Annotated in this window: 18 protein-coding genes and 2 pseudogenes; 10 read left to right on the plus strand and 10 right to left on the minus strand. The window is 64.8% G+C overall.

The genetic code is table 11. The features are described from left to right. The 5 genes and pseudogenes from PMN64_RS32610 to PMN64_RS32630 form a co-directional block, all read left to right on the plus strand. Positions 1 to 199 (plus strand): annotated as a pseudogene (locus PMN64_RS32610) (hypothetical protein); the annotation flags it as partial. A 166-nt stretch (positions 200 to 365) separates the two neighbouring features. After that, a complete protein-coding gene (gene fumC, locus PMN64_RS32615) occupies positions 366 to 1,784 on the plus strand; it encodes a class II fumarate hydratase (RefSeq protein WP_411783665.1) in 1,419 nt (472 codons plus the stop codon). Between the two features lie 274 nt (positions 1,785 to 2,058). Next, positions 2,059 to 2,247 carry a DUF4169 family protein gene (locus tag PMN64_RS32620; protein WP_016841076.1) on the plus strand — a complete coding sequence of 63 codons (189 nt, stop codon included), beginning with the start codon at positions 2,059 to 2,061 and terminating at the stop codon, positions 2,245 to 2,247. After that, positions 2,244 to 2,519, plus strand: a complete 276-nt coding sequence (locus PMN64_RS32625) for a ribbon-helix-helix domain-containing protein (protein ID WP_024580116.1) — start codon at positions 2,244 to 2,246, stop codon at positions 2,517 to 2,519. The genes PMN64_RS32620 and PMN64_RS32625 overlap by 4 nt, the downstream gene beginning before the upstream one ends. 56 nt (positions 2,520 to 2,575) lie before the next feature. Continuing rightward, a pseudogene (locus PMN64_RS32630) lies at positions 2,576 to 2,930 on the plus strand (VOC family protein). Between the two features lie 63 nt (positions 2,931 to 2,993). On the opposite strand, the gene PMN64_RS32635 reads toward PMN64_RS32630, so the two are convergent. Both PMN64_RS32635 and PMN64_RS32640 read right to left on the minus strand, forming a co-directional pair. Next, positions 2,994 to 6,713: an AsmA-like C-terminal region-containing protein gene (locus PMN64_RS32635; protein ID WP_411783666.1), complete on the minus strand. Its 3,720-nt coding sequence runs from the start codon at positions 6,711 to 6,713 to the stop codon at positions 2,994 to 2,996. Positions 6,714 to 6,914: 201 nt separating this feature from the next. Then, on the minus strand, positions 6,915 to 8,147 hold the full coding sequence (locus PMN64_RS32640; RefSeq protein WP_069277964.1) for a cytochrome P450: 1,233 nt from the start codon (positions 8,145 to 8,147) through the stop codon (positions 6,915 to 6,917). 156 nt (positions 8,148 to 8,303) lie between these two features. On the opposite strand from PMN64_RS32640, the gene PMN64_RS32645 reads away from it, so the two are divergent. After that, a complete protein-coding gene (locus PMN64_RS32645) occupies positions 8,304 to 8,915 on the plus strand; it encodes a TetR/AcrR family transcriptional regulator (protein WP_092088624.1) in 612 nt (203 codons plus the stop codon). A gap of 4 nt (positions 8,916 to 8,919) precedes the next feature. Here PMN64_RS32645 and PMN64_RS32650 read toward each other — a convergent pair whose 3' ends face one another. Further along, positions 8,920 to 10,212, minus strand: coding sequence for an MFS transporter (locus tag PMN64_RS32650; protein ID WP_411783667.1), 1,293 nt, complete (start codon positions 10,210 to 10,212; stop codon positions 8,920 to 8,922). Positions 10,213 to 10,894: 682 nt separating this feature from the next. On the opposite strand from PMN64_RS32650, the gene PMN64_RS32655 reads away from it, so the two are divergent. The 3 genes from PMN64_RS32655 to PMN64_RS32665 are packed head-to-tail and all read left to right on the plus strand — an operon-like array spanning position 10,895 to position 14,632. Next, entirely contained in the window at positions 10,895 to 12,667 is a 1,773-nt protein-coding gene (locus PMN64_RS32655) for an adenylate/guanylate cyclase domain-containing protein (RefSeq protein WP_411783668.1), read from the plus strand. Positions 12,668 to 12,710: 43 nt separating this feature from the next. Next, entirely contained in the window at positions 12,711 to 13,592 is an 882-nt protein-coding gene (locus PMN64_RS32660) for a hypothetical protein (protein WP_411783669.1), read from the plus strand. After that, positions 13,589 to 14,632 carry an A4/G1 family peptidase gene (locus tag PMN64_RS32665; RefSeq protein WP_411783670.1) on the plus strand — a complete coding sequence of 348 codons (1,044 nt, stop codon included), beginning with the start codon at positions 13,589 to 13,591 and terminating at the stop codon, positions 14,630 to 14,632. The genes PMN64_RS32660 and PMN64_RS32665 overlap by 4 nt, the downstream gene beginning before the upstream one ends. A gap of 1 nt (position 14,633) precedes the next feature. Here PMN64_RS32665 and PMN64_RS32670 read toward each other — a convergent pair whose 3' ends face one another. From PMN64_RS32670 to PMN64_RS32700, 7 genes are all read right to left on the minus strand, one after another. After that, complete coding sequence (locus tag PMN64_RS32670) at positions 14,634 to 15,377, minus strand: ABC transporter ATP-binding protein (RefSeq protein ID WP_051447974.1); 744 nt, start codon at positions 15,375 to 15,377, stop codon at positions 14,634 to 14,636. After that, positions 15,358 to 17,157, minus strand: a complete 1,800-nt coding sequence (locus tag PMN64_RS32675; protein ID WP_411783671.1) for an ABC transporter permease subunit — start codon at positions 17,155 to 17,157, stop codon at positions 15,358 to 15,360. The genes PMN64_RS32670 and PMN64_RS32675 overlap by 20 nt, the downstream gene beginning before the upstream one ends. Beyond that, on the minus strand, positions 17,157 to 18,014 hold the full coding sequence (locus PMN64_RS32680; protein WP_018273004.1) for a branched-chain amino acid ABC transporter permease: 858 nt from the start codon (positions 18,012 to 18,014) through the stop codon (positions 17,157 to 17,159). The genes PMN64_RS32675 and PMN64_RS32680 overlap by 1 nt, the downstream gene beginning before the upstream one ends. 19 nt (positions 18,015 to 18,033) lie before the next feature. Then, positions 18,034 to 19,230 carry an ABC transporter substrate-binding protein gene (locus tag PMN64_RS32685; RefSeq protein ID WP_411783672.1) on the minus strand — a complete coding sequence of 399 codons (1,197 nt, stop codon included), beginning with the start codon at positions 19,228 to 19,230 and terminating at the stop codon, positions 18,034 to 18,036. Between the two features lie 161 nt (positions 19,231 to 19,391). Further along, the gene (locus PMN64_RS32690) at positions 19,392 to 20,375 is read right to left on the minus strand and encodes an NAD(P)-dependent oxidoreductase (protein ID WP_411783673.1); all 984 of its coding nucleotides are present in this window, start codon (positions 20,373 to 20,375) and stop codon (positions 19,392 to 19,394) included. A 12-nt stretch (positions 20,376 to 20,387) separates the two neighbouring features. Then, positions 20,388 to 22,244 (minus strand): TRAP transporter large permease subunit, encoded by a 1,857-nt coding sequence (locus PMN64_RS32695; RefSeq protein WP_411783674.1) that lies wholly within the window; start codon positions 22,242 to 22,244, stop codon positions 20,388 to 20,390. Between the two features lie 9 nt (positions 22,245 to 22,253). After that, on the minus strand, positions 22,254 to 23,285 hold the full coding sequence (locus PMN64_RS32700) for a TRAP transporter substrate-binding protein (RefSeq protein WP_411783675.1): 1,032 nt from the start codon (positions 23,283 to 23,285) through the stop codon (positions 22,254 to 22,256). A 159-nt stretch (positions 23,286 to 23,444) separates the two neighbouring features. Here PMN64_RS32700 and PMN64_RS32705 point away from each other — a divergent pair, with 159 nt between their 5' ends. Beyond that, positions 23,445 to 24,185 carry a FadR/GntR family transcriptional regulator gene (locus tag PMN64_RS32705; RefSeq protein ID WP_411783676.1) on the plus strand — a complete coding sequence of 247 codons (741 nt, stop codon included), beginning with the start codon at positions 23,445 to 23,447 and terminating at the stop codon, positions 24,183 to 24,185. Positions 24,186 to 24,304: the final 119 nt, after the last annotated feature.

Raw genomic sequence — 24,304 nt, forward strand, 5'->3', positions numbered from 1 at the left:
CCATGGTCGTCGGCAGCGTCAGATGTGTATAAGAGACAGGTCCGAAGAAGCCCCTCCCGCCACCGCGCCGGCCTCTCCCCTGCCCGCCCCTGCGGCCCAGGCCGCGGCAGAGACCGAGAGCGCCGAGACCGAGCAGGAGCCCGCGAAGCCCAGCGAAGGCGCCGAGGTCGTGCGGCTGGACCGCTTCCGCAAGAAATAATCTAAGCGCTGATCACGCCTCGACCTTGTAGGATGCTTGCCGGGATCGGGATGACAAATCGTCATCCCGGCCTACCTTCTGCATGAACGTGCCCTTCACGCGGACGCTGTCGCGTTGCCGCGGTGGGCACGTTTTGACGACGCAACGGCAAGCATCCACGGGAAGCATGATGGCTCGATCGACGATCCCCTCCAAGGCAAAGACCCGCAGCGAGACCGACAGCTTCGGTCCGATCGACGTTCCCGCCGACCGCTATTGGGGCGCGCAGACCGAACGCTCGCGGCAGAATTTCAAGATCGGCCACGACCGGATGCCGATCGCGATCGTCCATGCACTCGGCATCGTGAAGCTTGCGGCTGCGGAGACCAATCGCGAGCTCGGCCAACTCGATGCGCGCCGCGCCGGCGCCATCATCCGCGCAGCGAAGGAAGTGATCGAAGGCAAGCTCGACGACAATTTCCCGCTGGTGGTCTGGCAGACCGGCTCGGGCACGCAGAGCAACATGAACGTGAACGAGGTGATCGCCAACCGCGCCAACCAGATGCTCGGCGGCGAGCTTGGCGCCAAGAAGCCGATTCATCCGAACGATCACGTCAACATGAGTCAGTCGTCGAACGACTCGTTTCCGACCGCGATGCATATCGCCGCGGCGAGCCGCATCGTCGCCGATCTGCTTCCGGCACTCACCGAACTGCATCGCGCGCTGCGCAACAAGGAGAAGGCGTTTGCCAAGATCGTCAAGATCGGGCGCACCCACACCCAGGATGCGACGCCGCTGACGCTCGGCCAGGAATTCTCCGGCTACGCCGCGCAGGTCGAGAGCGGCATCGCGCGGCTGCGTGTCGCGGTGAAGGATCTGTTTCCGCTCGCGCAGGGCGGCACCGCCGTCGGCACCGGCCTCAACTCGAAGCCGAGATTTGCGAAAACCTTCGCGCGCCAGGTCGCCAAGATCACCAAGCTGCCGTTCACCAGCGCGGCCAACAAGTTCGAGGCGCTGGCTTCCAACGACGCCTACGTGCTGGTGCACGGCGCGATCAACTCGGTGGCGACCGGCTTGTTCAAGATCGCCAACGACATCCGCTTGCTCGGCTCGGGCCCGCGCTCGGGCCTCGGCGAGTTGATCCTGCCCGAGAACGAGCCGGGCTCGTCGATCATGCCGGGCAAGGTCAATCCGACCCAGTGCGAGGCCATGACCATGGTCTGCTGCCAGGTGTTCGGCAATCAGACCACGATCACCGTCGCCGGCAGCCAGGGCCATTTCGAGCTGAACGTGTACAAGCCCGTGTTGGCATATTGTATGATAAATTCCATTCAGTTGCTGTCTGACGTTGTCCGCTCATTTACTGAGCATTGCGTTGTCGGAATACGCGCCGACGAAAAGCGCATCAACGAACTGATGCAGCGCTCGCTGATGCTGGTCACCGCGCTCGCGCCGAAGATCGGTTACGACAACGCAGCCAAGGTCGCCAAGTCGGCGCATGCGCGCGGAACGACGCTGAAGGAAGAGGCTTTGCGGCTCGGATTTGTTTCCGCGGATGAATTCGATCGCCTCGTGCAGCCGGACAAAATGACACACCCGGGCTAAAGCGAAGCGCGCATTGTCCGGATAATTACGGTCAGCGCGCGTGATATAATTATGGATCATAACGCCTAAAGACTAAGGCGCGTTACCTATGAGCTCTGCGCTGGCGCGTGGTACAGACGTCTAGTTTTCGCAGAGCGAAACGGATTCTTTGATGCTATCAGAGCATCAAACGGGGATTCGGGATGGATATCGAGCCGGGCGCGTAGTGCAGTCGCTCTTGCTTTCGTAACGATGCATCACCAATTCCGCTCTGGGGACGATGAGGACGACGAGCATGGGCGACGTGGTCAACTTGAAACGATTCAAGAAGCGCGGTGAGCGCGAACAAGCAGCGAAGCAGGCCGAAGCCAATCGTGCGCTATTCGGTCGCACCAAATCCGAACGAGCGCGTGACGAATTTCTCGGCGAGCGCAACGCGCGTGTGCTCGATCAGCACCGCATCGAAAACGGAGACGCATCATGAAGTCTCCCGTCGTCAAGCGCTCGATCGTCGTCGCCGGACATAAGACCAGCGTCAGCCTCGAAGAAGCCTTCTGGAATGGCATGAAGGAGATTTCCGGTCTGCGGAACATGACGCTGTCGGAGTTGGTCGGCGAGATCGACAACAACCGTCAGCAGGGCAATCTGTCCTCCGCGATCCGGCTCTTTGTGCTCGACTACTTCCGCTCGCGCGCCACGCCGGCGGTGCCCACGGATGTCAGGCCGCAACAGGTCGACACGCGTCAGCAGGCCTGACGGCCTCTCCGACCGTCGCCATGGGCAGACGGTCGTTCCGACGCGCGGGCTTCAGCATGAAGGTCAATCGGATCGTCGCGAACGTTGCCGCACCAGATACAGCGGCAGCGAAGTCGTTCTACCGGGACGTGCTTGGCCTCGAGCCACTGATGGATTTCGGTTGGGTTGCGACTTACGGCTCATCCGAAACAATGCAAGCTCAAATCAGCTTCGCTTCCGAAGGCGGCTTCGGCACGCCGGTGCCTGATCTCTCCATCGAGGTTGACGATCTCGACGAGGCCCTGCGCCGGATGAAGGCAAGCCCGCATCGCGATCGAATACGGACCGGCGGACGAACCGTGGGGTGTGCGGCGCTTCTTCGTCCGCGATCCCTTCGGCAAGCTAATCAATATTCTCCAGCACCGATCATGAGCCGGCGCTTCGCTTGACGCGCTTTCTCGAGCGAACCGGTGCCCACTTCGCTTGAAAGCGAGTTTAGTTCTGCATCGCCGGCCGCGGCGGCGGATTGGCGACCTGCGGCGTCAACGACAGTGGCGGTCGCAGCGGCCTTGATTTGGCTGCGCCGGGCACCGGTTTGACCTCGATCGGCGGTGGCAGCGGCGCCAGCTGCGGCTGGCTCGCAACCGACGCGGGCGGCGCAATGGCGGGCGCGGTGACGACCGGTGGGACAGTCGGCGGACGCGGCGCAACGATCTTCGGCTTCGCCGGCACGCGGCGCGGATCGGGGCCGGGCCCCGGCAAGTTGGCAGAAGGCAATCCTGTCGAATTTGGGTTGGACGCATCCGGCGCCGGCTCGGCCGGATGCGGAAGGGCCGTCGGGGTCGGCGGCGGCGCCGGTTCGCCACGCTCGATGGCGTCGAGCCGCTTGGTCTCCCGGTCGATCGCACGCACCGCAAGCCACGACGACAGCGCCGCGATGTCGATGCTGCGCGACAATCCGTCGGGCGTACCCACGGCAAGCAGCTGGATTTCCGGTCGGCTGTTGGCCGTGCCGACCTGCGTCGATGCCAGGGCGGCGCGGATGTCGGCCTGGTCGGCCGGAATGTCGTAGCCGCCGGATACGATCGCATTGGCGCCGTTCGCCGCGAGCGTGGTGGCGCCGACCCGGAGGCGGCCGTCGCGGATGTTGAAGGGGATTTGCGCCGAAGCAATCGACAGCGCGCCACCCGCGAGCACCGGTTCGACGATCTGCCGCAGCCGCGTGTCGTCGGTCGCCTGCCCGGAATCGCTGGCGCGGATCGCAACCTCGAAGGCGCGCGGATCGAGACCCGGAAGGCTCAGCCCCTCCAGCGTCACGGTGCCGCTGCCGGACAGCGCGCCGGTCAACGCCGAGGCGCTGCGGCCCTGCGTCAACAGTGTCATCTGCATCGAGGTACGTCCCTTGGGCATCGCGAGACTGCGGTAGCGCAAGGCCGAACTGTCGATGCCGGACAGCTGCACATTGGCGCTGAGCGCAAGTCCGTTGGCGCCTTGTCGCGCATCGACGGTGGCAGTCGCCTCGCCGCCGCCGATCTTGCCCTTGATGCCGTCGAAGGTCAGCGATTGCCCGTCCGACCTGATGGTGCCGCTGACCGGCTGCAGCTCGGCGCCACCCGGCAGCAGACCGTGCAGCGCTTCGAACGTGACCTTGCCGCGCCAGGCGCTCGTGAGCCCCTGGCCGAGCGGCTCCGTCGCTTCGTGACCGGCCGCGCCGATCGCGGCCGCGAAAATCGGCGCCAGCGTGATCTGATCGAGACCGACTTCGCCGTCGACGCTCTTCTGATCGGCGAGCGTCAGCGCCAGATGGCCGCGCAGCCGTGAACCGGCGATGATGCTGTCGAGATCGTCGAAGTTCAGCCTGTCGCCCGCGAGCGTCAGTTTCGACGACAGGCGGATGTTTGCAGCCGGATCGGCTGGTTTCAGATTGAGCAGCGGACTGATGTCGGCGCTGCGGACGCGGAGGCTGATGCTCGATTTGCTCGCGCTGCCCCCATCCTTGGTCCAAGGACCCGCGGTCCCTTCGGCATCCGCGTCAAGCCCTGCGCCCCAGAGCCTTGCCTTCAGCCGCAACGGCGCGCGCCAGGCACCGCTCAATGTACCTTCGAATTGCGTCGCGCCCGCACCGGCTGCGACCGCATGGTCAAGCCCAAGCAGCGCCAGCAAAGCATTGCCATCGCCGGCCGAGAATTTCGTCTCCGCTGTAACCTCGTTGCTGCGGAGTGCATCGAAATCCAGCGCACGGATCGCGGCCACCTGCGGCGTCGCCGAGATCACTGTATTGCCCTTGAGCTGCGGCGTGTCGAGATCGAGCGTCGCGCGCGCGCTGACGCGATCGGCGGCCTTGCCCTTGCCGAGGTCGAGCGCGAACCTGGCGCGAACCGGGCCGACATCCGCGCGGAGCACGCCAAGCCGCGCGGCCAGCGCCGGCGCGAACGGCTGAACCACAGCGGTCAGCCGGCCAAGCGACGCGGCGGTCGCGTCGACGGCAAGCTTGCCGGTCGAATTGGCACGGTCGAAATTGCCGCTGCCGTCCAGCGTGACATTGTCGGGCTGGCCGATCTTGACGCGTTCGAGCACGATATTCTTCGGGCTATAGGCGATCTTCGCCAGCAGCGGCCGCAATTCCTGCCCGGAAGAGACCGCGCGCCCGACGTCGAGCGACAGCTGCGCCTCGTCGGGCCATTCGCCTTGCGGACCGGCCAGCGAGCGGATCAATGCCGCGGTCGCGTCGAGATCGAGCCGATCCGCCTTCAACTGCGCCTCGACCTTCGAGCCGCTGGTTGCCTCGCGGTGCGTAACCGCGACGCGGCCCTCGAGCGTGCCGCTTTCGATCTCTGCCTTCATCGCGTCGATCGAAAAGCCTGATGGCGATACCATGACGTCGCCGCGCAACCGCAGCGGCCGTTGGCTGCGATAGGTGGCGTCGCCGCGCCCCTGCAGCCAGGTCATCAGCACATCGGGATCGGACGATTCGATGTTGAGCGCGGTCTTGAAGCTGTTCGCCGCTCCGGCTTGCGCGCTGGCACCGCTCATCGAGACCCGCGTGGATCCCGGCGCGCGAAACTCCAGCCGGCGCACCGTCCAGGATTTCGCATCCGATTGCAGCTCCGCCGAGATGTCCTGCAACGGACGGCCGCCGAGCATGATCTGCTCGGATGCCAGCTCGACCTGCGCCGGTATCGGGCTTTGCGGAAGACCCGACAACACCGCGCGTATCGCCGGCAGCACGCGGGCCGGCTCGACGTTGCCGTTGTTGCTGTCCTTGGCGCCATCCTTGGCGGCGAACTTGTCGCCGTCGAGCTGCCGCGCCGTAAGCGAGGCGCGCAGCAGCGGCGACGCACCGAAACGCAGATCGCCATTGCCGGCGAGCTTCAGCGCACGATCCTCGGCGCCATAGCTCACGTCGACCTGGTCGAGCCGCGCCGCCGAATAATCCGATTTCACCTTGGCGGCGATCCGCCACGGCGGCGCATCGCCGCCGCGCTGGCCGGGCGCACCCGCCAGCGTCAGTGTGCCCTCGAACCGCGGCGCGCGGGCCTCGAAGGTGAGGATGCCGTCGAGATCGGCCGACACCGGCCGCTGCCCGGGATCGATGCTGAAGTGCAGGCGGGTGCCGCTACCATCGGCGCTTTGCCCCGAGGAGACCCGAAACGGGTAGCGGTTGCCGTCGAACATGAAATTGCCGTCGCCGCGGATCGCGCCGGCAAGCGAGCGGACGTCGCCGCTGAAGGCAATGTCGTTCAGCTCGAGCGTGCTGCGGCTCGCGGCATCATGCAGCGCGATGCGGCCGGTCAGGTTGAGCCGGTCGATCGCCAGTGAAGCGAGGTTGAAGCTCCCGCTCGACGGCGACCAGTCGATCCGCCCTTTCGGGTCGAGCCCGAGATCGAGCGACGCGCCGTTGATGGTGAGCTCGTTCGCGCGCCACTCGCCGCGCATCAGCGAGCTCAGGCTGAACTCGACGTCGAGATTGGCGGCCCGGACCTTGCCAAGGTCGTTGGCGCCGCCGACGGTGACAGTCTTCAACCGCAGCGAGGGTGCCGGCAGCAGACGCGCGTCGAGATTGCCGGCGACCCGGACCGGCACGCCGATGATCTTGGACGCCTCCACCTCGAACTGCGGCCGGAACTGGTTCCAGTCAACGAAATACGGACCGACCAGCGCCGCGACCAGTGCAAGAATGAAGGCAATTGCCAGGCCGAGCAGCGTCGTCTGCACGGTGTCTCCCTTTGAGCCCAGCTCCGCGGCAGCCTCCTCATGCTGAACCCTTTGCCAACCTTTGGCCGGAGCACCCCAAATATAGAGACAAGTACGGCGAAGTCACAGCCGGTATACTGCTGGGACTTCGGACAGATAGTGGATTTCCCGTTCAAGCGTGCGTGTGCCGGCCTCGCCGAGGATCGCCGCCCCGCAGGAACGTCACCAGCTCGCCGGCAGGCGTTTCAGCCCGCGCAGCACGAAGGTCGGCCGCCACTCCGGATTTTCCGCGTCATCGAGCCGCAGGTCGGGAATCCGGCGCAGCAACGTCGAGATCGCGATCTCGGCCTCGATCCGCGCCAGCTGGGCGCCGAGGCAGAAATGGATGCCGCCGCCGAACGACAGCGGCTTGACGTTCGGCCGCCGGATGTCGAGCCTTTCGGGGTGATCGGGGTAAACAGCCTCGTCGTGATTGGCCGAGCCCAACAGGCACAGCACGCTCTCGCCCTTCGGGATGCGCTTGCCACCGAGGTCGTCGATGTCCTCCAGCGCGACACGGCCGGTCAGCTGCACCGAGGAATCGTAACGCAGGAACTCCTCGATCGCATTGGTGATCAGGCCGGGATTGGCCTTCAGCAGCGCGAGTTGGTCCGGGTTACGGAACAGCGCCAGCAGGCCGTTGCCGATCAGGTTCACGGTCGTCTCGTGGCCGGCGCCGAACAGCAGGATGATGTTGCCGGTCAGTTCCTCATTGGTGAGCTTCTGGCCGTCCTCTTCGGCCTGCACCAGTTGGGTGGTGAGGTCGTCGCCGGGCTGCTTGCGGCGCAGCTCGAACAGCTGATGGAAATACATCGCCGCCATCGCATTTGCGGTGTTGCCCTGCTTGATTTCCTCGGGCGTCAGCGGCACCGGTTCGAGGATACGGCCGCCATCGCGCGAACCGTTGTAGAAGGCCTCGCGGTGTTCCTCGGGGATACCGAGCATGTCGCAGATGATCGTGACCGGCAGGCGGAATGCGAAATCCTCGATCAGGTCCATCTTGCCTTGCGGAATGATGCGATCGAGCGTCTCGTCGACGACGTGCTGGATGCGCGGCCGCATGTCCTCGACCCGGCGCGCGGTGAAGGCCTTGACGACAAGGCCGCGCAGGCGGGTGTGGTCGGGCGGATCCTGCTGCAGCATCCAGTGGCTCATGCTGCGGAAGACCGGCTCCTCCATGATCTTCGGACCGTAGCGGCGGATCGAGCGCTCGGCAAAATCCTTGCCGAACCGCTTGTCGCGCAGCACGAGGCTCGCCTCGGCGTGCCGGCTGGCGACGAAGGCGCCGTGCACATTGACATGCATCGGATCGAGGCGGCGCAGCCGCTCGTAATACGGATAGGGATTGCGAATGAATTCAGGCGCCAGTGGATTGAAAAGCGGCTCGCCGCTCGCCGGCTGAACTTGCTCGTTCATGGTGACCTCCTTCGCTCGCTACGCCGGTGCATGCAACCTGGCGCGCCCTGGTGTCATCCTCAAGACCGCATCATCACGGATGCGGCTGTTCTGGTTCTGTCGAATGCAACTCGATACACTCTTGTATCGAGTTGCATTGTGCCCTAAAATGCGCCGATGTCAAGGGTTCGAACCAGACCGACACGGGACGACACCTGCGAGAAGCTGTTCGAGGCGGCGGCGCGGGTGTTCGAGGAACAGGGGATCGGCGGCGCCAGCATCGAGGCGATCGCGGCCGCGGCGGGCTTCACCCGCGGCGCTTTCTATTCGAACTTCAAGAGCAAGGACGAGCTGATCTTCGCGATGCTCGAGGATCACGTCGAGCAATCGATCCGGCGCAATCTCGATTTGCTCGCCCGGCACAACAACCTGGCCGACTTCCTCGAGGCGCTGCGCACCATGGACCGCAGCCGGCAGGATCCGCTCGGCCGCTCCCCTCTCCTGCACATGGAGATGATCCTGTTCGTGGCGCGCGCCGAGAAGCGCCGGCCCGAGCTCGCCAAGCGTCTGCGCGCGCGGCGCAAGCTGATCGCCGACATTGTCACGACTGCGCAGAAGAACAGCGGCAGGAACGGTAGACTCGATCCGGATTGGACCGGAGCGATCGTGCTGGCGCTGGAAGATGGTTTCCGACTGCACCGCCTGATCGATCCGGAAACCACCCCCGCCGACAGCTGCCTGCGCGCGATCACCGACCTGCAGCGCGCGATCGGGGTTTCGTCGGCCTGACGCGTCAGGCCGCGCTTGCGACCTTGTGCATCTGTCCGGCGACCGCGCGGACCTTGCGAGGCGAAGCCTGCCAGATCGCAAATGCCGACAGCAGGCTGACGGCGATGCCGAGCAGGAAGGCGCTGGTATAGCTGCCCGAGAGATCATAGAGCTGGCCGGTGATCCAGGGGCCCGCAGCGCCGCCGGCGAGCGCGGCCAGCATCACGGTGCCGAAGATGCTGCCGTAATGCTTGCCCTGGAAGATCTCCAGCACGACCGGTCCCATCACGGATGTCAGGCCATAACCAAGCGCGCCCTGGGTGAAGACCATGAGATAGATCAGCGCCATGTTGGGCCAGTATTTCAAGGCGGCGAGCGCGGCGAAGCAAATCACGAAGCCGAAGCAGGAGATCGCCCACACCCATTCCCGGCCGATGCGATCGGAGAGATGCCCGAGCCAGATCTGGCCGGGAATGCCGAGCAGGCTGACGACGCCAAGCGCCCAGACGCTGACGCTGGAGCTGAAGCCGATATCGAGCAGGAATTTGGTCTGATGCACCTGCACCGCGTACCAGATGTACAGGCCGCAGAAATAACCGATCGCGATCCACCAGAACCGCGCGGTGCGCAGCGCACGCGACAGCGTCCAGTCGGTGCCGGCCCACACCGGATCGACGATGTTCGATGCCGGCCTGGCTGACGTCGCCGTCGGCGCGGCATCGCCGTCCGGCTGCAGGCCGATGTCCTCCGGCCGCTTGTGCAGCAAGAGATTGATCGGCGCGAGCACGACCAGCACCACGATCCCCATTGCGGTGCAGGCGGTGCGCCAGCCGGTGTGCTCGATCATGTGCTGCACCCACGGCAGCAGCGTCACCGAACCGATGCCGACGCCGGCGAAGGCGAGCCCGATCGCAAGTCCGCGACGGCGGAGGAACCAGTTCGGCACGAACAGCGATTGTCCGGAATAGCCGAGGCAGACGCTGCCAGCGCCGACCAGCACACCGATCGTGAGATAGAGGTGCCAGGGCTGCCTCGTCAGCGGCGCCAGCAGCAGGCCCGAGCCCATCAAGAGCACGCCAAGCTCCATCACCGCGCGCGGACCGCCGCGGTCCATCAACCGGCCGATCAGCGGACTTGCGATCGCCGAGGCGACAAAGCCGAACGAGAAGGCGCCCGCCGTGATGCCGCGCTCCCAGCCGAATTCAGAGATGATCGGCGGATAGAACAGCGAGAACGCCGTACGCGCGTTGACGCCGATCGCCATGGTGACGAAGGTCACCGCGACGATGATCCAGCCGTAGAAAAAGGGAAGTCGCATGTGGGTCTTCGTTGCCAGGGTCAGAGGACGAATACCTGTTTCAGCCCGCGCCCGCTGACGGTCAAGTCCCATGGACCGACAAAGTGGCACCAGCCCGCGTCAACTCGCTCAATGAACGGTGCAAATTGTGTGAAGCAATTCATAGACAGTCAGGCCTGACGCGGCAGACTTGCGCGCGATGTCAACCACCTCGGCCATGCCAGTGACTTTCTGCTATCTGCGGGAATTCCGACCAGGCTCGGTCGGACGACTGGCAGCACCGGATACAACGATGGCGATCACTCCGACAGTACCGCCGCGCTCCCGGCCAAACTCGCCCATGATCGGCGGCAAGCGGGAAAACACCATTTCCTGCATTGACGCAGATCAATGGTGACGAGTTTTCGCCGCGAGATGATCCAGCCATGAAGTCGAGGGACGCATTTGCATCGCATGCTCAAGGCGCGAATGCCGCTTGGTCCGCACCCGGCCCACCCGTTGGAGGCATCGCGCTTGCGCGTCCGCGACCGCCTCCTCAAAGGTTGCAAACATCATACTGTACCAGTCCACTCGGTTGGCACATCCCTGCCGGATGAAGTCTTCCTTTATGACCTTGATGAAGATATTCTTTTCGCGTTGAGGTCTTTTCCTTTGTGCCGGATTTTAATCGCGTATCAGTAAAATTTGCAGAAGTATCAATAATATGATGACCCCATCGACGCCGGAAGTTCGACGACGTCTTGCGGCAATCCTTGCGGCAGATGTGGTCGGGTATACGCGCTTGATGGAGGCGCACGAGGAAAACACCCATACCCGGCTGATGCAATTGCGCTCGGAAATCCTCGACCCGGGCGTCACGGCGCAAAACGGAAGGATCGTCAAGAATACCGGCGACGGATTCCTTGCAACATTCGATACCGCGCGCGACGCAACGCGGTGTGCTCTCTCACTGCAAGAGGCTGTTGCCGTGAATACAGCCGGGATGCCCGCTGACGAGCGCATCAGCTTTCGCATAGGGCTGAATGCCGCGGATATCATCGTTGAGGAAAATGACGTCTATGGCGAGGGCGTCAACATCGCGGCACGTCTTCAGAACTATGCGCAAGCGGGCGGCGTCGTGATTTCGGGAGCCGTTGCGGAGCAGATCGGCCGGGACCTGGACGTCAGCGTGATTGATCTTGGCGATCTGCATCTTCGCAACATGGGCCGGCCTGTCCGCGTATATGCGCTCCACCGATCCATGCAGCCCGCGAAGCTTGTTGGCGAAGCCCCGGCAGGCTCGGAACCTCGCCCCTCGATTGCGGTTCTGCCGTTCCGAATGAACCTGACCACCCCGGAAGAGGGGTATTTCGCTGATGGTGTCGTTGACGACATCATTCGCGGCCTTGCCGGGCTCAAGGAGCTTTTCGTCGTATCACGCGGATCCAGCCTCGGCTTCAGCGGCCGCAACGTCGACGTGCGCGAAATCGGGCGCCGGCTCGGGGTTCGTTATGTCCTCTACGGGGGGATTCAGAGAACGATGACCTCGGTCCGTATCGTGACCGAACTTAGCGACGCCGAGTCGGGCGAAGTCATTCGCTCGGACTTGCATGAAGGCGACCTTCGCGAACTCTTTGCGCTTCAGGATCGGATTGCCATCAACGTTGTAAGACAGATCGCGCCGCAGGTTCGCGAGCGTGAGCTTATGCGATCGATGCGGAAACATCCGCAGAACCTCACCGCCTACGATCTCGTATTGCAGGCGCTCGATCTGTTGTACCGGATGGACTACGATTCCTTTTCCAAGGCACGCGGCCTGCTCGAGCAAGCCATTTCACACGATCCAAATTTTTCGTTGGCCTATTCCTACGTCGCGCTGTGGTATGTGTTCCGGATAGGGGAAATCGGATCGCTGGATCCCGAGGGTGATGTCATCGCCGGCGCCAGATACGCCAAGGAGGCGATCGATCGGGGCGGCGACGATGCATTCGCACTGGCGGTGTATGGTCACGTCCAGTCGTTCTTGCTGCATGACTTTCAAAGCGCAAGGAAAGCGCTCGACCGCGCGATTGCCGCCGGCCCAAGTTCGGCCATGGCCTGGACCATGGCGAGTGCTACATCCGGCTTTCTTGGCGATGGCCCAGCCGCCGTCCGCCAGGGTGAGCAGGGCGTCCGGCTCTCGCCGCTCGACGCGCGCTCGTTCTGGCACGAAGGGCTGTTCGGCCAGGCTCACTACGTGGATGGCGACTATGAGCAGGCGCTGGAGTGGGTGCGTGGCGCACTGAACCGCAACGGACTTATTCGCTTCAATCATCGTCTGCTCATCGTCACGCTTGGTGCCTTGGGCCGCCGTGAAGAAGCAGCGGAGGCGGCCCGCCGCTACCTGGAAATTCAACCCGGATTTCGCATTTCGTCCTACGCGCCACACTGCCCGTTTCGTGGCGGTGCATTGGAAACCTGGCTCGGCCACCTGCGATCGGCGGGGCTTCCTGATTGACTGGTATTGCTGACGGCAACTGCCGAGAGAGGGAGAGACGTCGATGACAGGCAACACAGGTAACACGGGCAATACCGGAAACACCGGCAACACCGGAAACACCGGCAACATCGGAGGGGGTGGCTGGTTTATTTCAGACCGCGTTGATTTGCCGTTCGTCACGAGGCTCGACCCCTCGGGCACAGCCGAGCTTGGCAGCCTGCGACGGACGCCGCCGACGTATTTCGGCAGCCGACAATGGTCTGCAAACTGGTATGCGTGGCGTGTCCTGCATCAGTTCATCGCCAATGTCCCCACCTGGGCGGCCACCATCGATGCTGACGCCACCTTCACGCAAATTCGGGGCGACCTGATCGCCAATTATGCCGCCCAAATCGACAACCTCGTGCTCGCCGCGCGGGATGAACGGCCGGATGCCATGGGCGCGATCCTCTCGCAGGACGTTGAATTCTTCTCGGATTTTCTCGCCGTGCTGACCGCCAGGCCTGGTTCGCATCCGCAAACCTGGCGCCTATTGAATATCGCGAGTTTGATTGGGTCCTTTGCTGCATTGTATTTCAAGGACAAGTACGATTTGCCCCGGCCGTCGCAGATTTGTCCCGCTTTGCTGCCGCCGATCCAGGTCCCCGGTCACTCGTCCTGGCCCAGCGGACATTCGACCCAGGCGCATTTTATGAAGAACTGCATGCTTCGGGTGTTCGCCGCAACGACAATGTCTGGGGCCGACCAGGGCGTATGGAAGTCCGACCTGTCGATTCTGGCGGATTCGATTGCCCGAAACCGCGAGATCGCCGGTGTGCACTATCCGAAGGATTCAGAAGCCGGCGCCAGAATCGCCGATCTGCTGGACACCGTCATTCTGACGCCAACCACCGTGCTGATGTTTGACGCCGCAATCACGGCTGCCGCAGGCGAATGGCAATGAGCAACCAGGATGGGCAGAGCCCCACATACGACGTCGAAGGCGCGACGAAGGTCATCAAGGATTCGACGACCAGCGTTCTTCCCCCCACCGGCTTTCGCACTTTGGTGGCGTCGCAGGACGAGTTGAAAGCGCTCGGTTTTCCAAGACGACCGGACCCGGCGCTTCAGCCGGCCGAGTATGCATTCTGGCAAAAGATGTTTAGTCCGACGGTGGCCTTCGAGGCCTTCGATTTCCAGGTGCTTTCCCCGGTCACTGCGGGCCTCCGCGGATCTTTCGCCCAATCGCCGCGGCGGGAAAGCAGCCTCAACTGGTCCGGCGCCTACATCACGCCGAGGGATGGCACCATCTTCTCGTCGATCTGGGGCAAGTTTCAGGTTCCAACACCAACCCGGCCGGCCGGCGGCCTGGCCAGCGAGACGTATCACAGCTCGACCTGGATCGGCTTCGATGGACAACGTCGGTATTACAGATCGACCTTGCCGCAAATTGGCACCGCGCAGAACATCGACCCAGCCACGGGCGCGGGCAGCCCGACGACGTCGTTCTTCGCGTGGTGGCAATGGTGGGTAAGGGGCGACCCGGCCCAAGCGTTTCCCGTAACGCTTGTGTCGCCGAAGGTTCATGCCGGCGATCTGATCATGTGCCTCATGCAGGTAGCGCCGGATCGCACGGGTGTGTCGTTCGTGATCACGAACCTTACGACCAGTCGCTCCGTACAGTTCTTTCAAACCGCACCCCTCACCCATCTTGGGCAGCCCTTCAAGATTCCCGGCGCAACGGCGGAATGGGTGATGGAGAGGTCGGCCGCCCCGGGAAATCCAACCCCCTTGCAGCTTCCAGACTACGGTACGGTGGTTTTCCACGACTGCGGCGCGTCGGCGATCAACACGGATACCGGAGCGATGGTGGAGCGCAATCTCTCCGGCGCGAGGCTCATCGACATGCATGTCGTGAAGGAGAAGGAGAAGCCGGAAAGAACCGAGAAGCCCTCCATCGCGAAGCCGATCGGTTCGACGGAGTTTCTGACGCACTTCCGCTAGCTTACCCCAACGCGTGGCTCTCATGACCGAAATAGGCGCGCTCGAGCCGGTGCGCGAGGTCGCTCTCCCCGGTCGGCGCCTCCAGCGCGATCGCGCCCTGCACCAGCGCGTAGACGCGATCGGCACAGGCGAGCGCCTTTTCCAGCAGCTGCTCAACCAGCAGCACAGAGGTGCCCTGCTCGCGCAGCCGGCCGATGACGTTGAGGACCCGATCGACCAGCACCGGCGACAGCCCCGCGGATGGCTCGTCGAGCATCAGGAGCCGCGGTCGGCGGACCAGGCCCTGCGCCACCGTCAGCATCTGCTGCTGCCCTCCCGACAGCGCGCCGCCGCGTTCATGCCGCTTCTCGGCGATCTCGGGAAAGAACGCCAACGCCTCCTCGATCCGCACGGCGCGCTCGGCGCGCGGCAGGTCATAACCGGCGAGCAGCAAATTGTCGGTCACCGATATCTGCGTGAACACGCGATGTCCCTCGATCACATGCACCAGCCCGGCCCGCGCGGCATCGCGCGGCGTCGCGTTGGTCATGTCGCGGTCGCCGAACCGGACCCGCCCGGCAGTGACCGGCAACAGTCCGGACATCGCGCGCAGCAGCGTGGTCTTGCCGGCACCGTTAGGCCCGAGCAGCGCCACGACCTCGCCGGCGGCAATCGTGACGTCGATGCCGTGCAGCACACGGATCTTGCCGTAGCCGGACTCCAGCCCATTGACCGCGAGCAACGGTTCAGCCGCCGAGATAGGCACTGACGACCTCCTTGTGGACACGAATCTCCGCCGGAGTTCCCGCCGCCAGCGTCCGGCCCAGATTGAGCACGGTGACCTGGTGGCAGATGTCGAAGATCAGATCGGCATGGTGCTCGACCAGCAGCACGCCGGTGCCGCGGCCGCAGACCGCCTTGATCAGGCTGGCGAGCCGCTCGATCTCGTCGTTGGAGAGACCCGCGGCGGGCTCGTCGAGCAGCAGGAAGTCCGGATCGAGCATCAGCGCCCGCGCGATCTCGATGAAGCGCAGCTCGCTGTGCTGCAGGCGATCAGCGCGTATGTCGGCGAGCGCCTCGAGGCCGACGACGCCAAGCAGCGCGTGCGCCTTGGCGGCGAGCAGACGCTCATCGGCGCCGTTGCGCGGCAGTGCGAGCATCGCCTCGACGAAATTGGCCCGGCCCTCGATCGAGCCGCCGATCATGACGTTCTCCAGCACCGAAGCTTCGCCGATCACGCGCGGCGTCTGGAAGGTGCGCGCGATGCCGCAGGCGGCGCGCTTGACCGGCTGGCCCGCGGCTAAAACTTCGCCGCCTAGCGTCATGGTGCCGGCTTTGGCGGCATAATAGCCCGAAATCACGTTGAGCGTCGTGGTCTTGCCGCTGCCGTTCGGTCCGATCAGCCCGTGGATCGCGCCGGGCGCGATATCGAGATCGAGACCGTCGATCGCCTTCACATTGCCGAAGCTCAGCGCGATGCCGCGCAGTTGCAGCGTCTTGCCGCCGTCCCTGCGGCGCACGATGTCGGAGAGTGCAGCGGGGCGCGGGATGATGGCGCGGTTGCTGGCGAGCGGACGGCGGTTGCGGAAATCGAGCAACGCCGCGATGCCGCCCGGCATCACCAGCACGATCACGAGCAGCAGCACCGCGTAGAGGAACGTCGACCATGCCGCGAGCGGCGCCGCGATCTCGGGCAGGATGGTCAGGATGATGGTGCCGAGCATCGGGCCAAGGATCGAGCCGCGGCCGCCGATCAGGATCGCGATGAAGAACAGCACCGAAAGATCGAAGGTGAAGGCATCGGGCGTGATGTAGGTCTGCAGGGTCGCGAACAATCCGCCGGCGATCGCCGCCAGCGCGCCGGCGAACAGGAAGATCGCGATCAGCATTTTCGGCTTGGAGATGCCGCTGGCCTCGGCGGCGACCTCGGCGTCGCGGACCGCGATCAACGCGCGACCGAACCGGCTGCGCGCGACATTGGCGCTCATCCAGGTGGTCAATGCGGCGAAGGCGATGCAGAGGGCGTAGAAGCCCCACGGCGTGTTGAACGGCGCCGGGAATTCCGGACCGGCAATGCCGATGCCGCCGCCGGTCACGCTCTGCCAGGCCAGCGCGATCTGCGTCACGATGGTCGCAAAGCCGAGCGTCGACATCGCGAAGTAGAAGGTGCGCAGGCGCAGGGCCGGCAGGCCGACGACCACGCCGAAGATCGCGCCGATCAGGCCGGCGATCGGCAAGGCGATGAACACCGGAATCGCCGGCATCACGTTGCCGGCAACCAGCACGCTCGTCGTGTAGGCGCCGAGCGTCAGCAGCGCGACATAGCCGATCGCAAGGTGACCGGCAAAGCCGACCACCAGATTGAGGCCCGACACCAGCACCCAATAGATCGCCATGCGGGTGCCGATCAGCACCCAGTAATCGTTGCTGACGAACGGCAGCAGCACCGCCGCCACCAGAATGCCGAGGAACGGCAGGACGTGCGGCAGCGCGGCGCGCCATGCGCCGCTGTCGGTTCGGGGCGGAGCGGCGGCGACCGTGGTCATCACACCCTCCGCGCCGTCGAAGCGCCGAACAGCCCTTGCGGCGCGGCGAGCAGTACCACGATGAACAGCGTGAACACCGCGACCGAGGAGAAGATGCCGCCGACCAGGAAGTTCGCGGCCTGCTGGAACAGGCCGAGCGCCAGCCCGCCGATGATCGCGCCTCTGTTGTTGCCGAGCCCGCCCAGCGCCACCGGCACGAAGCCGTAGAAGTTGAGCAGCGCGCCGTTGGCGAAGAAGGCGAGCAGCAACTGCCCGCCGGAAAACCCGGCGATGCCGCCGACCACGCCGGCAAGCGCGTAGCTCGCGACGCGCAGATTGCGCTCGGGCAGGCCGAGCGCCCGTGCCGCAAAATTATCCTCCGCGATGGCGAGGAACGCGCGGCCGACCAGGGTGCGGCGGTAGAGCCATTCAAGGCCGATGATGGTGACGGCGCAGGCGAGGACCGGCAGCCAGAACTTCTCATCGAGGACGCCCTCGCCGAATCCTGCGATGCGCGGGAACGGCTGCGGCTCGGTGCCCCATTTGATCGCGGTGATTTGCTGGATCATCAGCGCGACCGCGAGGGTCGAGAGCACGTAGAGATGCTGGTCGAGGCTCTTGAGCACCGGCCGCACCGCGACGAATTCGGTGATGATTCCGATCACCGCGCAGCAGAGCAGCGTCAGCACGAAGCCGACGGCAATGGGCAGGCCGAGCTTCAGCGTGAACATCGAGCCGAACACGCCGCCCAGCATCGCCAGCTGGCCGGCGGTGAAGCTCATCACCCGCGAGGTCGAGAACATCGTGTTGTAGGTGACGCCGACGAGCGCGTAGATCGCGCCCGCCGCGAGACCGGATGCAAGGATCGAGGCCAGCATCGGCTGCGCCCTCGCCCTTCTATGTGTACCCCGGCGCCAGCGCGAAGGTGCCGTCCTTGGCGGTAGAGGCTTCCGACATCACGATCTCTTCGGTCAAATAGCCGTTGTGCTCGGTCGGCGAGAAGCGGTAATTGCCGAAATAGCCGGGATAGGTCGACAGCGTGTTCCAGTACTTGATGATGCCGGCGCTGTCGGTCGAGCCACTTTCGGCGACCGCCTTTGCGATCAGTTCGATGCAATCGATGCCGCCGGCGACCCACCACAACAACGTGTCGTTCAGCGCGATGTTGGCCTTGGTCAGGCGCGCGACCAGGTCCGCGCTCTTCGGCGGCAGCTTGCCGGCGCCGTCATAGCTGCAGCTCTTGTAGCCGATCGCATAGACCTTCTTCCAGTTCTCCGGCTTGGCGACCAGGCTCGCAAGCTCGCCCGACGCCATCGAGGGATGCCCGACAAAGGGCACGTCCCAGTTCATCGCGGCGCGGGTGTTGAACATGCGCGCCTCCATGCCGGTCGAGACGCTCCACACCACGATCGCTTCCGCGCCGGCATTCTTGGCGCGCAGCATATCCGGCGTCATGTCGGGCTGCGTGGCGTCGATATTGGCCTGATAGGCTACCTCGGCGCCGTCCTTCTTGAATGCCGCGACGGAGGCGCCGACCGCAGTGACGCCATAGCCGGTGGTGTCGCCGATCACCGCGACCTTCTTCACCTTGAGGATCTTGAGACAGTAGTTGCGCACGGCATCGTCCCATTGGTTGTTCGACGGCGCGATGCGGAACGCGTTGGGGAACTTGACCGGGTCGATCAGGGTCTCGACGACGCAGGGATGCAGGTCCGGCATCTTGGCGCGCGCCATGATCGGCGTTGTCGCCAGCGCCTCGCCCGAGTTCAGCGGGCCCCAGATCGCATGCACCTTGGCCTGGCTGATCAGCTCCTGCGTGGCGTTCACCGCCTTGGTCGGATCGCCCTGGGTGTCGCGCATCACGAGCTCGATCTTGCGGCCCTTCACCCCGCCGGCGCCGTTGATGGCGTCGACCGCGAAGTTGACGCCGCGATTGAAGCCGACGGTCGGCGCCGAGCTCGGGCCGGTGATCGCCGCGAGACAGCCGATCTTGATCGGTTCCGACTGTGCGATGGCAGGAGCTGGGAAGGAAAATGACGCAGCGCCCAGTGCGCCTGCGCTGCTCAACAAAACGTCACGGCGTGACATAGCCATGTGATGCCTCCCTGTTTCCCTCTCGGCGCCCGTCGTTTGTTGCGGGACGTCCGTTCATTGATTGTCCGCGCGCTCAGGGGCCGCGGTTATGCGGGCCAAGTCTGGGCCGGATGCGAAGGTCTTGTCCAGCCCCTCGGGCGACATTGGGCTTCGCCAAACTTTCATGGCCGAGGCCGCCGCGTCCAGTGCCCGGCATTGACAGCGCCGACAGGTATCTCGCCGGCAATGATCTTCGCAACCTGGCGTACCGTCTCCGATGACTGATGCTCGATCGCCTGCGGCGTCAGGCCGCCGACATGCGGTGTTGCGATCACATTGTGCAGCTTCGCAAGCTCGGGCGTCGGCATCTGGTCCGACGCGCGGCCGACATCCATCGCGGCACCCGCGATGCGGCCATCGCGCAGCGTGGCCGACAGCGCCGCCTCGTCGACGAGGTTTCCGCGCGAAAGGTTGATGAAGAATGCGTGCTTCGGCATCCGCGCCAGTGCGGCCTGCCCGATCAGGTTCTCGGTCTGCGCGTTGGCGATCGCGAGACAGACAACGTAGTCGGCGCATGCCAGCAGATCGTCGAGCCGCAGATGCCGGATCGCAGGATCGTCCGGCGTCACGAAGGGATCGGCGACCAGCACATTCATGCCGAGCACTTTAGCGATCCCGGCAAGATAGCGCCCGATGCTGCCGTAGCCGATGATGCCGATCGTGCTTCCCGCAAGCTGGTAGCCCATCACGACCTCGGGCACCCTACCCGCATGATAGTCTGCGGTTGCCCGTGAGACGCCGCGCGACAGATCGATCATGAAGCCGAGCGCGAGCTCGGCGACCGACTGGACGAAGCCGGCACTCGCCTGTGTCACCAGCACGCCGGCGGCGGAGGCCGCAGCGACGTCGATATTGCGGATATCGACCGCGCAGCGCACAAACGCGCGCAGCTTCGGCAGCTGCGGAAAGATCGCTCCCGGCCCCGGGGTCATGCGGTCGGCGACGATGATGTCGACATCGGCCGCGACCTCGACCAGTGCGGCCGCGTCGAGCGCCTCCTCGCCCTCGTGCAACTTGACGTCGGCGACTGCGCGCAGGCCGTTCAGGCTGCGCGCGCCGTAATAATCGCGGCGCATCTGCGGGGTATGGGCGAGCAGCACCTTCACGATCGCATCCCCCTAATAGCCGAGCGCATGCGGCAAGGCCGTGCTGATCGCCGGTACGAAGGCGATCACCAGCAGGCACAGCAACAGCAGGCCGAGATAGCCCGCGATCGGCTTGATGGTCTGCTCGATCGGCACGTTGCCGATCAGGCAGGCGCCGTAGAGCCCAAGGCCAAGTGGCGGAGCAAAGAGCCCGAGCCCCATCGCGATCACAAGCACCACGCCGAAATGCAGCGGATCGATGCCGAGCTTCACGGCAACCGGCAGCAGCAGCGGGCCGAAAATGATCAGCGCCGCGGCGCCTTCGAGCACCGAGCCCATCACCACCAGCACCAGGATCGACAGCAGCATGAACAGCCAGACCCCGTGGCTGCCCGAGATCGCCAGCATGAGGTCGCCGACGGCATGCGGCACCTGCTGCAGCGTCAGGATGAAGGCCAGCGACTGCGCCGCGGCGACGATAAACAGCACCAGCCCCGAACGAACAGCCGACTGCACGAAGCAGTGCGCGAGGCTCTTCGCGCCGAGCTCGCGGAACAGCAGGCTGCCGACGGCGATGGCATAGACCGCGGCGAAGGCGGAGATTTCAGTCGCGGTGGCAAAGCCGCTCTTGAAGCCGAAGAAGATCATGAAGATCAGCCCGAACGAGGCGATCGCACCGGTCCAGAGTCCCGATACCGCGGCGCGCGGCTCGGCTTCCACGTTCGCCGCGGGACGCTTGCCGAAGATGATCGACACCGCAATCAGCGCCAGCGCCATCAGCGCGGCGGGCAGCATGCCGGCGACGAACAGTCCGCCGATCGACAGATTGGCGACGAAGCCGAGGATGATCAGGTTGATGCAGGGCGGAATTGTCTCCGCCATCACGGCGGAGGCCGCGAGCAGCGCGACGGCTCCGCCCGGATTCTGCCGCGAGCGGCGCGCCGCCGGGATCAGCACCGAGCCGACCGCGGCAACGTCGGCCATCTTGGAGCCCGAGATGCCGGAGAACAGCACCATCGACATCACCATGACGACGTTGAGCCCGCCGCGCATCCGTCCGACCGCGCGCTGCAGCAGCTCGATCAACCGGACCGACATGCCGTTGGCTTCCATCAGGTAGCCGACCAGGATGAAGAACGGGATCGCGAGCAGCACGAAATTGTCGATGCCGCGCGCCATCTGCTGGGCGAAGATCACGCCGGGCAGCGTGCCCTCGACCCAGATGAAGATCAGCGCCGCCAGCGCCAGCGCAAAGCCGATCGGCAGTCCGCCGAACAAGGTGAGGAAGAAGCCGATCAGCATCAACGCCTGCGACGACGGCACGGACGATGGCGCCAGCGCATCCCAGGCGAGATACAGGCCGACGATGACGGCGGTCGCGACGATGGCTGCCGCCATGTCGCGGAGCGGTCGGCCACAGAACGTCTCGAACGCGAAGATCGTCATGAACGCCGCGCCGATCCCCATCGGATAGAACGTCCATTCCAGCGGCAGGCCGGAGCCGGAGGTCTGGCCGGTGGTCAGCCAGCCCATCTTGACGGCGTTGAACGCAACATAGCCGGCGATGATGGTGACGAGCAGCGCACCGACTGCATCGACCACCCGCCGCAGGGCGTGCGGCAGCATGTTGACGAAGAAGGCGACGCCGAGATTCTCGCTGCGCGCGAGCGCGCTCGCCGCGCCGAAGAAGCTCGACCCGACCATCAGGCCGCGGGCGACGTCGTCGGACCATTCGACCGGCGCATTGAACAGGAAGCGGGCCAGCACCGAGACGCAGACCACCACGAGATCGGCGGCAAGCAGCAGCGCGGCGATCGCGTCACTGACGGCGAGCAGCGGCGCCGTGATCCGATCAGCGCTGCTTCTCGCCTCGACTGCGGCGACTGACATGCGCCAACCTCAGGCCTGCGTGGAGCGGATCAGGTCGACGACGGCCTTGGCCTCGGGCCGCGCCTTGATGAAATTGTCGGTCTGCGGCAGCACGCGCTTGCGGAACGCCTCCTTGTCGCATTCGACGACCGTGACGCCCTTCTCCACCAGCGCCGCCAGCGCCTCCTTCTCCACCGCGAGGCCGTGCGCGCGGGTGTCGGTCGCGGCCTTGTTCGCCGCGTCGAGAAAACCTTCGCGCAGCTTGGGAGCCATGCGGTTGAAGCTGGTGTCGCTGAAATAGACCGCGAGCGGCGAGAAGATGTGCTGGGTCAGCGCATAGTGCTTCGCGGTCTCGTAGAACTTGCTCGCCAGGATGGTCGGCGGATCGTGTTCGAGGCCGTCGAGCACGCCGGCCTGCAGCGCCGTGTAGATCTCGCCGAACGCCAGCGGCGTTGCGGCGGCCCCCATCAGCCGCAGGCACTCGGTGATGATCGGATTGGGCAAGGTGCGGATTTTCAGGCCGGCGAGATCCTCCGGCGTCTTCACCGGCTTCTTGGCCAGCACGCTGCGCGCGCCGAAATTATAGGCCCAGCCGATGATGTGAATGCCGGCGCCCTTGAGCAGCGCAGCCTCGATCGGCTTCGCCGCGCCGGCGTCGAATGCCTTGGTCTGCTGCTGGAAGCTGGTGAAGAGGTAACCGAGGTCGAAGGTGCCGACCAGCGGCACGAGATTCGCCGAGATCGACGAGCCCGACACCATCAGGTCGATCACCCCGAGCTTCACCGAGTTGATGACGTCGATCTCCTGGCCGAGCTGATTGTCGGGGAAGAAGGTGACCTCGATCTGCTCGCCGAGCCCGTTCGCCTTCAGGCTCTTGACCAAATTGTCGTAGTAGACGCGGCCATTGGCGTATTTGGGATCGTTGGGGAGCGACGACGAGCAGCGCATCTTCATGGTCGCGGCCTCGGCGCGGCCGATGATGGCGGGCGCGGCGGCAATCCACGCGGTCGCGGCGACCGACGATTGCAGTACAATGCGGCGGCTCATGCGGTTCGACGTCATGATGATGCTCCTCCCGGGAACGGATCTTTTTTGTGTTGGCCGCCCGCCTGACGGCGCGAGCTTGGCAGCCGATTTGTCATAATGTATGACAAAACGGACACGGTTGTGCAAGAGCGCGGCTCGGCGGCGGCGCAGGCTGCAACCGCAGCGAGGCCCTCGATGTTCCAGACATCCAACGCGTTGCGTCGGAGCGTGCACAGCCAGGTCACCGACCGCGTCGGCAGCAGCATCGTGCGCGGCGAGATCGGCGTCGGCGAGACGCTGCCGCCGGAAATCCGGATCTGCGAGATGATGGACGTCAGCCGCACCGTGGTGCGCGAGGCGATCCGCACCTTGACCGGCAAGGGCCTAATCGAATCCCGACCCAAGAGCGGCACGCGGGTCCGGCCGCCAGAGCAGTGGAATCAGCTCGATCCCGACGTGCTGCGCTGGCACCTCGAGAGCGCGGAGATCGACCGTTATCTGGCCAAGCTGTTCCAGCTGCGCGCCGCGGTCGAGCCGGCCGCGGCGGCGCTCGCGGCGAACCATGCCGAGGAGGTCGACGTCGCCCGCATCCGCGCCGGATGCGACGGCATGGACGCGGCAAAGACCAATGAGGAGTACGTCGCCGCCGACATTGCGTTCCACCAGGCGATCTATTTCGCCACCCGCAACGAGTTCTTCTGGCCGATCGCGCAGATGTTCGAGATCACCTTGCGCCAGAGTTTTACGATCGCAGCGCCGGGCTCGCACCGTCCGCGGGCGCTGCGCGAGCACCGCGCAGTGCTGGACGCGATCGCTGCCGGAGATGCAGACGGCGCGCGCCAAGCTACGGTCGTGCTGCTGGCGAATTCCGCCGACGATCTGGTGCGAATCCGTGGCCGGGAGTTCGACACGCCGCGTCCAGCCAAGCGCCGATGATGTTGGTGACTGCGGTCGTGATGAGCTCACTGCTTCCACATGGTCGTCCTGGCGAAAGCCAGGACCCATATGTGGACGGCCCCCGTGGCACAAGAGCTGTTTGGTGAGATCGGATCGCT

It is taken from the genome of Bradyrhizobium sp. UFLA01-814, assembly GCF_046718885.1.
GTDB classification, from domain to species: Bacteria; Pseudomonadota; Alphaproteobacteria; order Rhizobiales; family Xanthobacteraceae; genus Bradyrhizobium; species Bradyrhizobium elkanii.

Excerpts from the sequence above, each read along its gene's own strand:
- fumC (WP_411783665.1), top strand. The coding sequence starts at position 366 with ATGATGGCTCGATCGACGATCCCCTCCAAGGCAAAGACCCGCAGCGAG.
- PMN64_RS32620 (WP_016841076.1), top strand. The coding sequence starts at position 2,059 with ATGGGCGACGTGGTCAACTTGAAACGATTCAAGAAGCGCGGTGAGCGC.
- PMN64_RS32625 (WP_024580116.1), top strand. The coding sequence starts at position 2,244 with ATGAAGTCTCCCGTCGTCAAGCGCTCGATCGTCGTCGCCGGACATAAG.
- PMN64_RS32640 (WP_069277964.1), bottom strand. The coding sequence starts at position 8,147 with ATGAACGAGCAAGTTCAGCCGGCGAGCGGCGAGCCGCTTTTCAATCCA.
- PMN64_RS32645 (WP_092088624.1), top strand. The coding sequence starts at position 8,304 with ATGTCAAGGGTTCGAACCAGACCGACACGGGACGACACCTGCGAGAAG.
- PMN64_RS32650 (WP_411783667.1), bottom strand. The coding sequence starts at position 10,212 with ATGCGACTTCCCTTTTTCTACGGCTGGATCATCGTCGCGGTGACCTTC.
- PMN64_RS32655 (WP_411783668.1), top strand. The coding sequence starts at position 10,895 with ATGATGACCCCATCGACGCCGGAAGTTCGACGACGTCTTGCGGCAATC.
- PMN64_RS32660 (WP_411783669.1), top strand. The coding sequence starts at position 12,711 with ATGACAGGCAACACAGGTAACACGGGCAATACCGGAAACACCGGCAAC.
- PMN64_RS32665 (WP_411783670.1), top strand. The coding sequence starts at position 13,589 with ATGAGCAACCAGGATGGGCAGAGCCCCACATACGACGTCGAAGGCGCG.
- PMN64_RS32675 (WP_411783671.1), bottom strand. The coding sequence starts at position 17,157 with ATGACCACGGTCGCCGCCGCTCCGCCCCGAACCGACAGCGGCGCATGG.
- PMN64_RS32680 (WP_018273004.1), bottom strand. The coding sequence starts at position 18,014 with ATGCTGGCCTCGATCCTTGCATCCGGTCTCGCGGCGGGCGCGATCTAC.
- PMN64_RS32685 (WP_411783672.1), bottom strand. The coding sequence starts at position 19,230 with ATGGCTATGTCACGCCGTGACGTTTTGTTGAGCAGCGCAGGCGCACTG.
- PMN64_RS32695 (WP_411783674.1), bottom strand. The coding sequence starts at position 22,244 with ATGTCAGTCGCCGCAGTCGAGGCGAGAAGCAGCGCTGATCGGATCACG.
- PMN64_RS32700 (WP_411783675.1), bottom strand. The coding sequence starts at position 23,285 with ATGACGTCGAACCGCATGAGCCGCCGCATTGTACTGCAATCGTCGGTC.
- PMN64_RS32705 (WP_411783676.1), top strand. The coding sequence starts at position 23,445 with ATGTTCCAGACATCCAACGCGTTGCGTCGGAGCGTGCACAGCCAGGTC.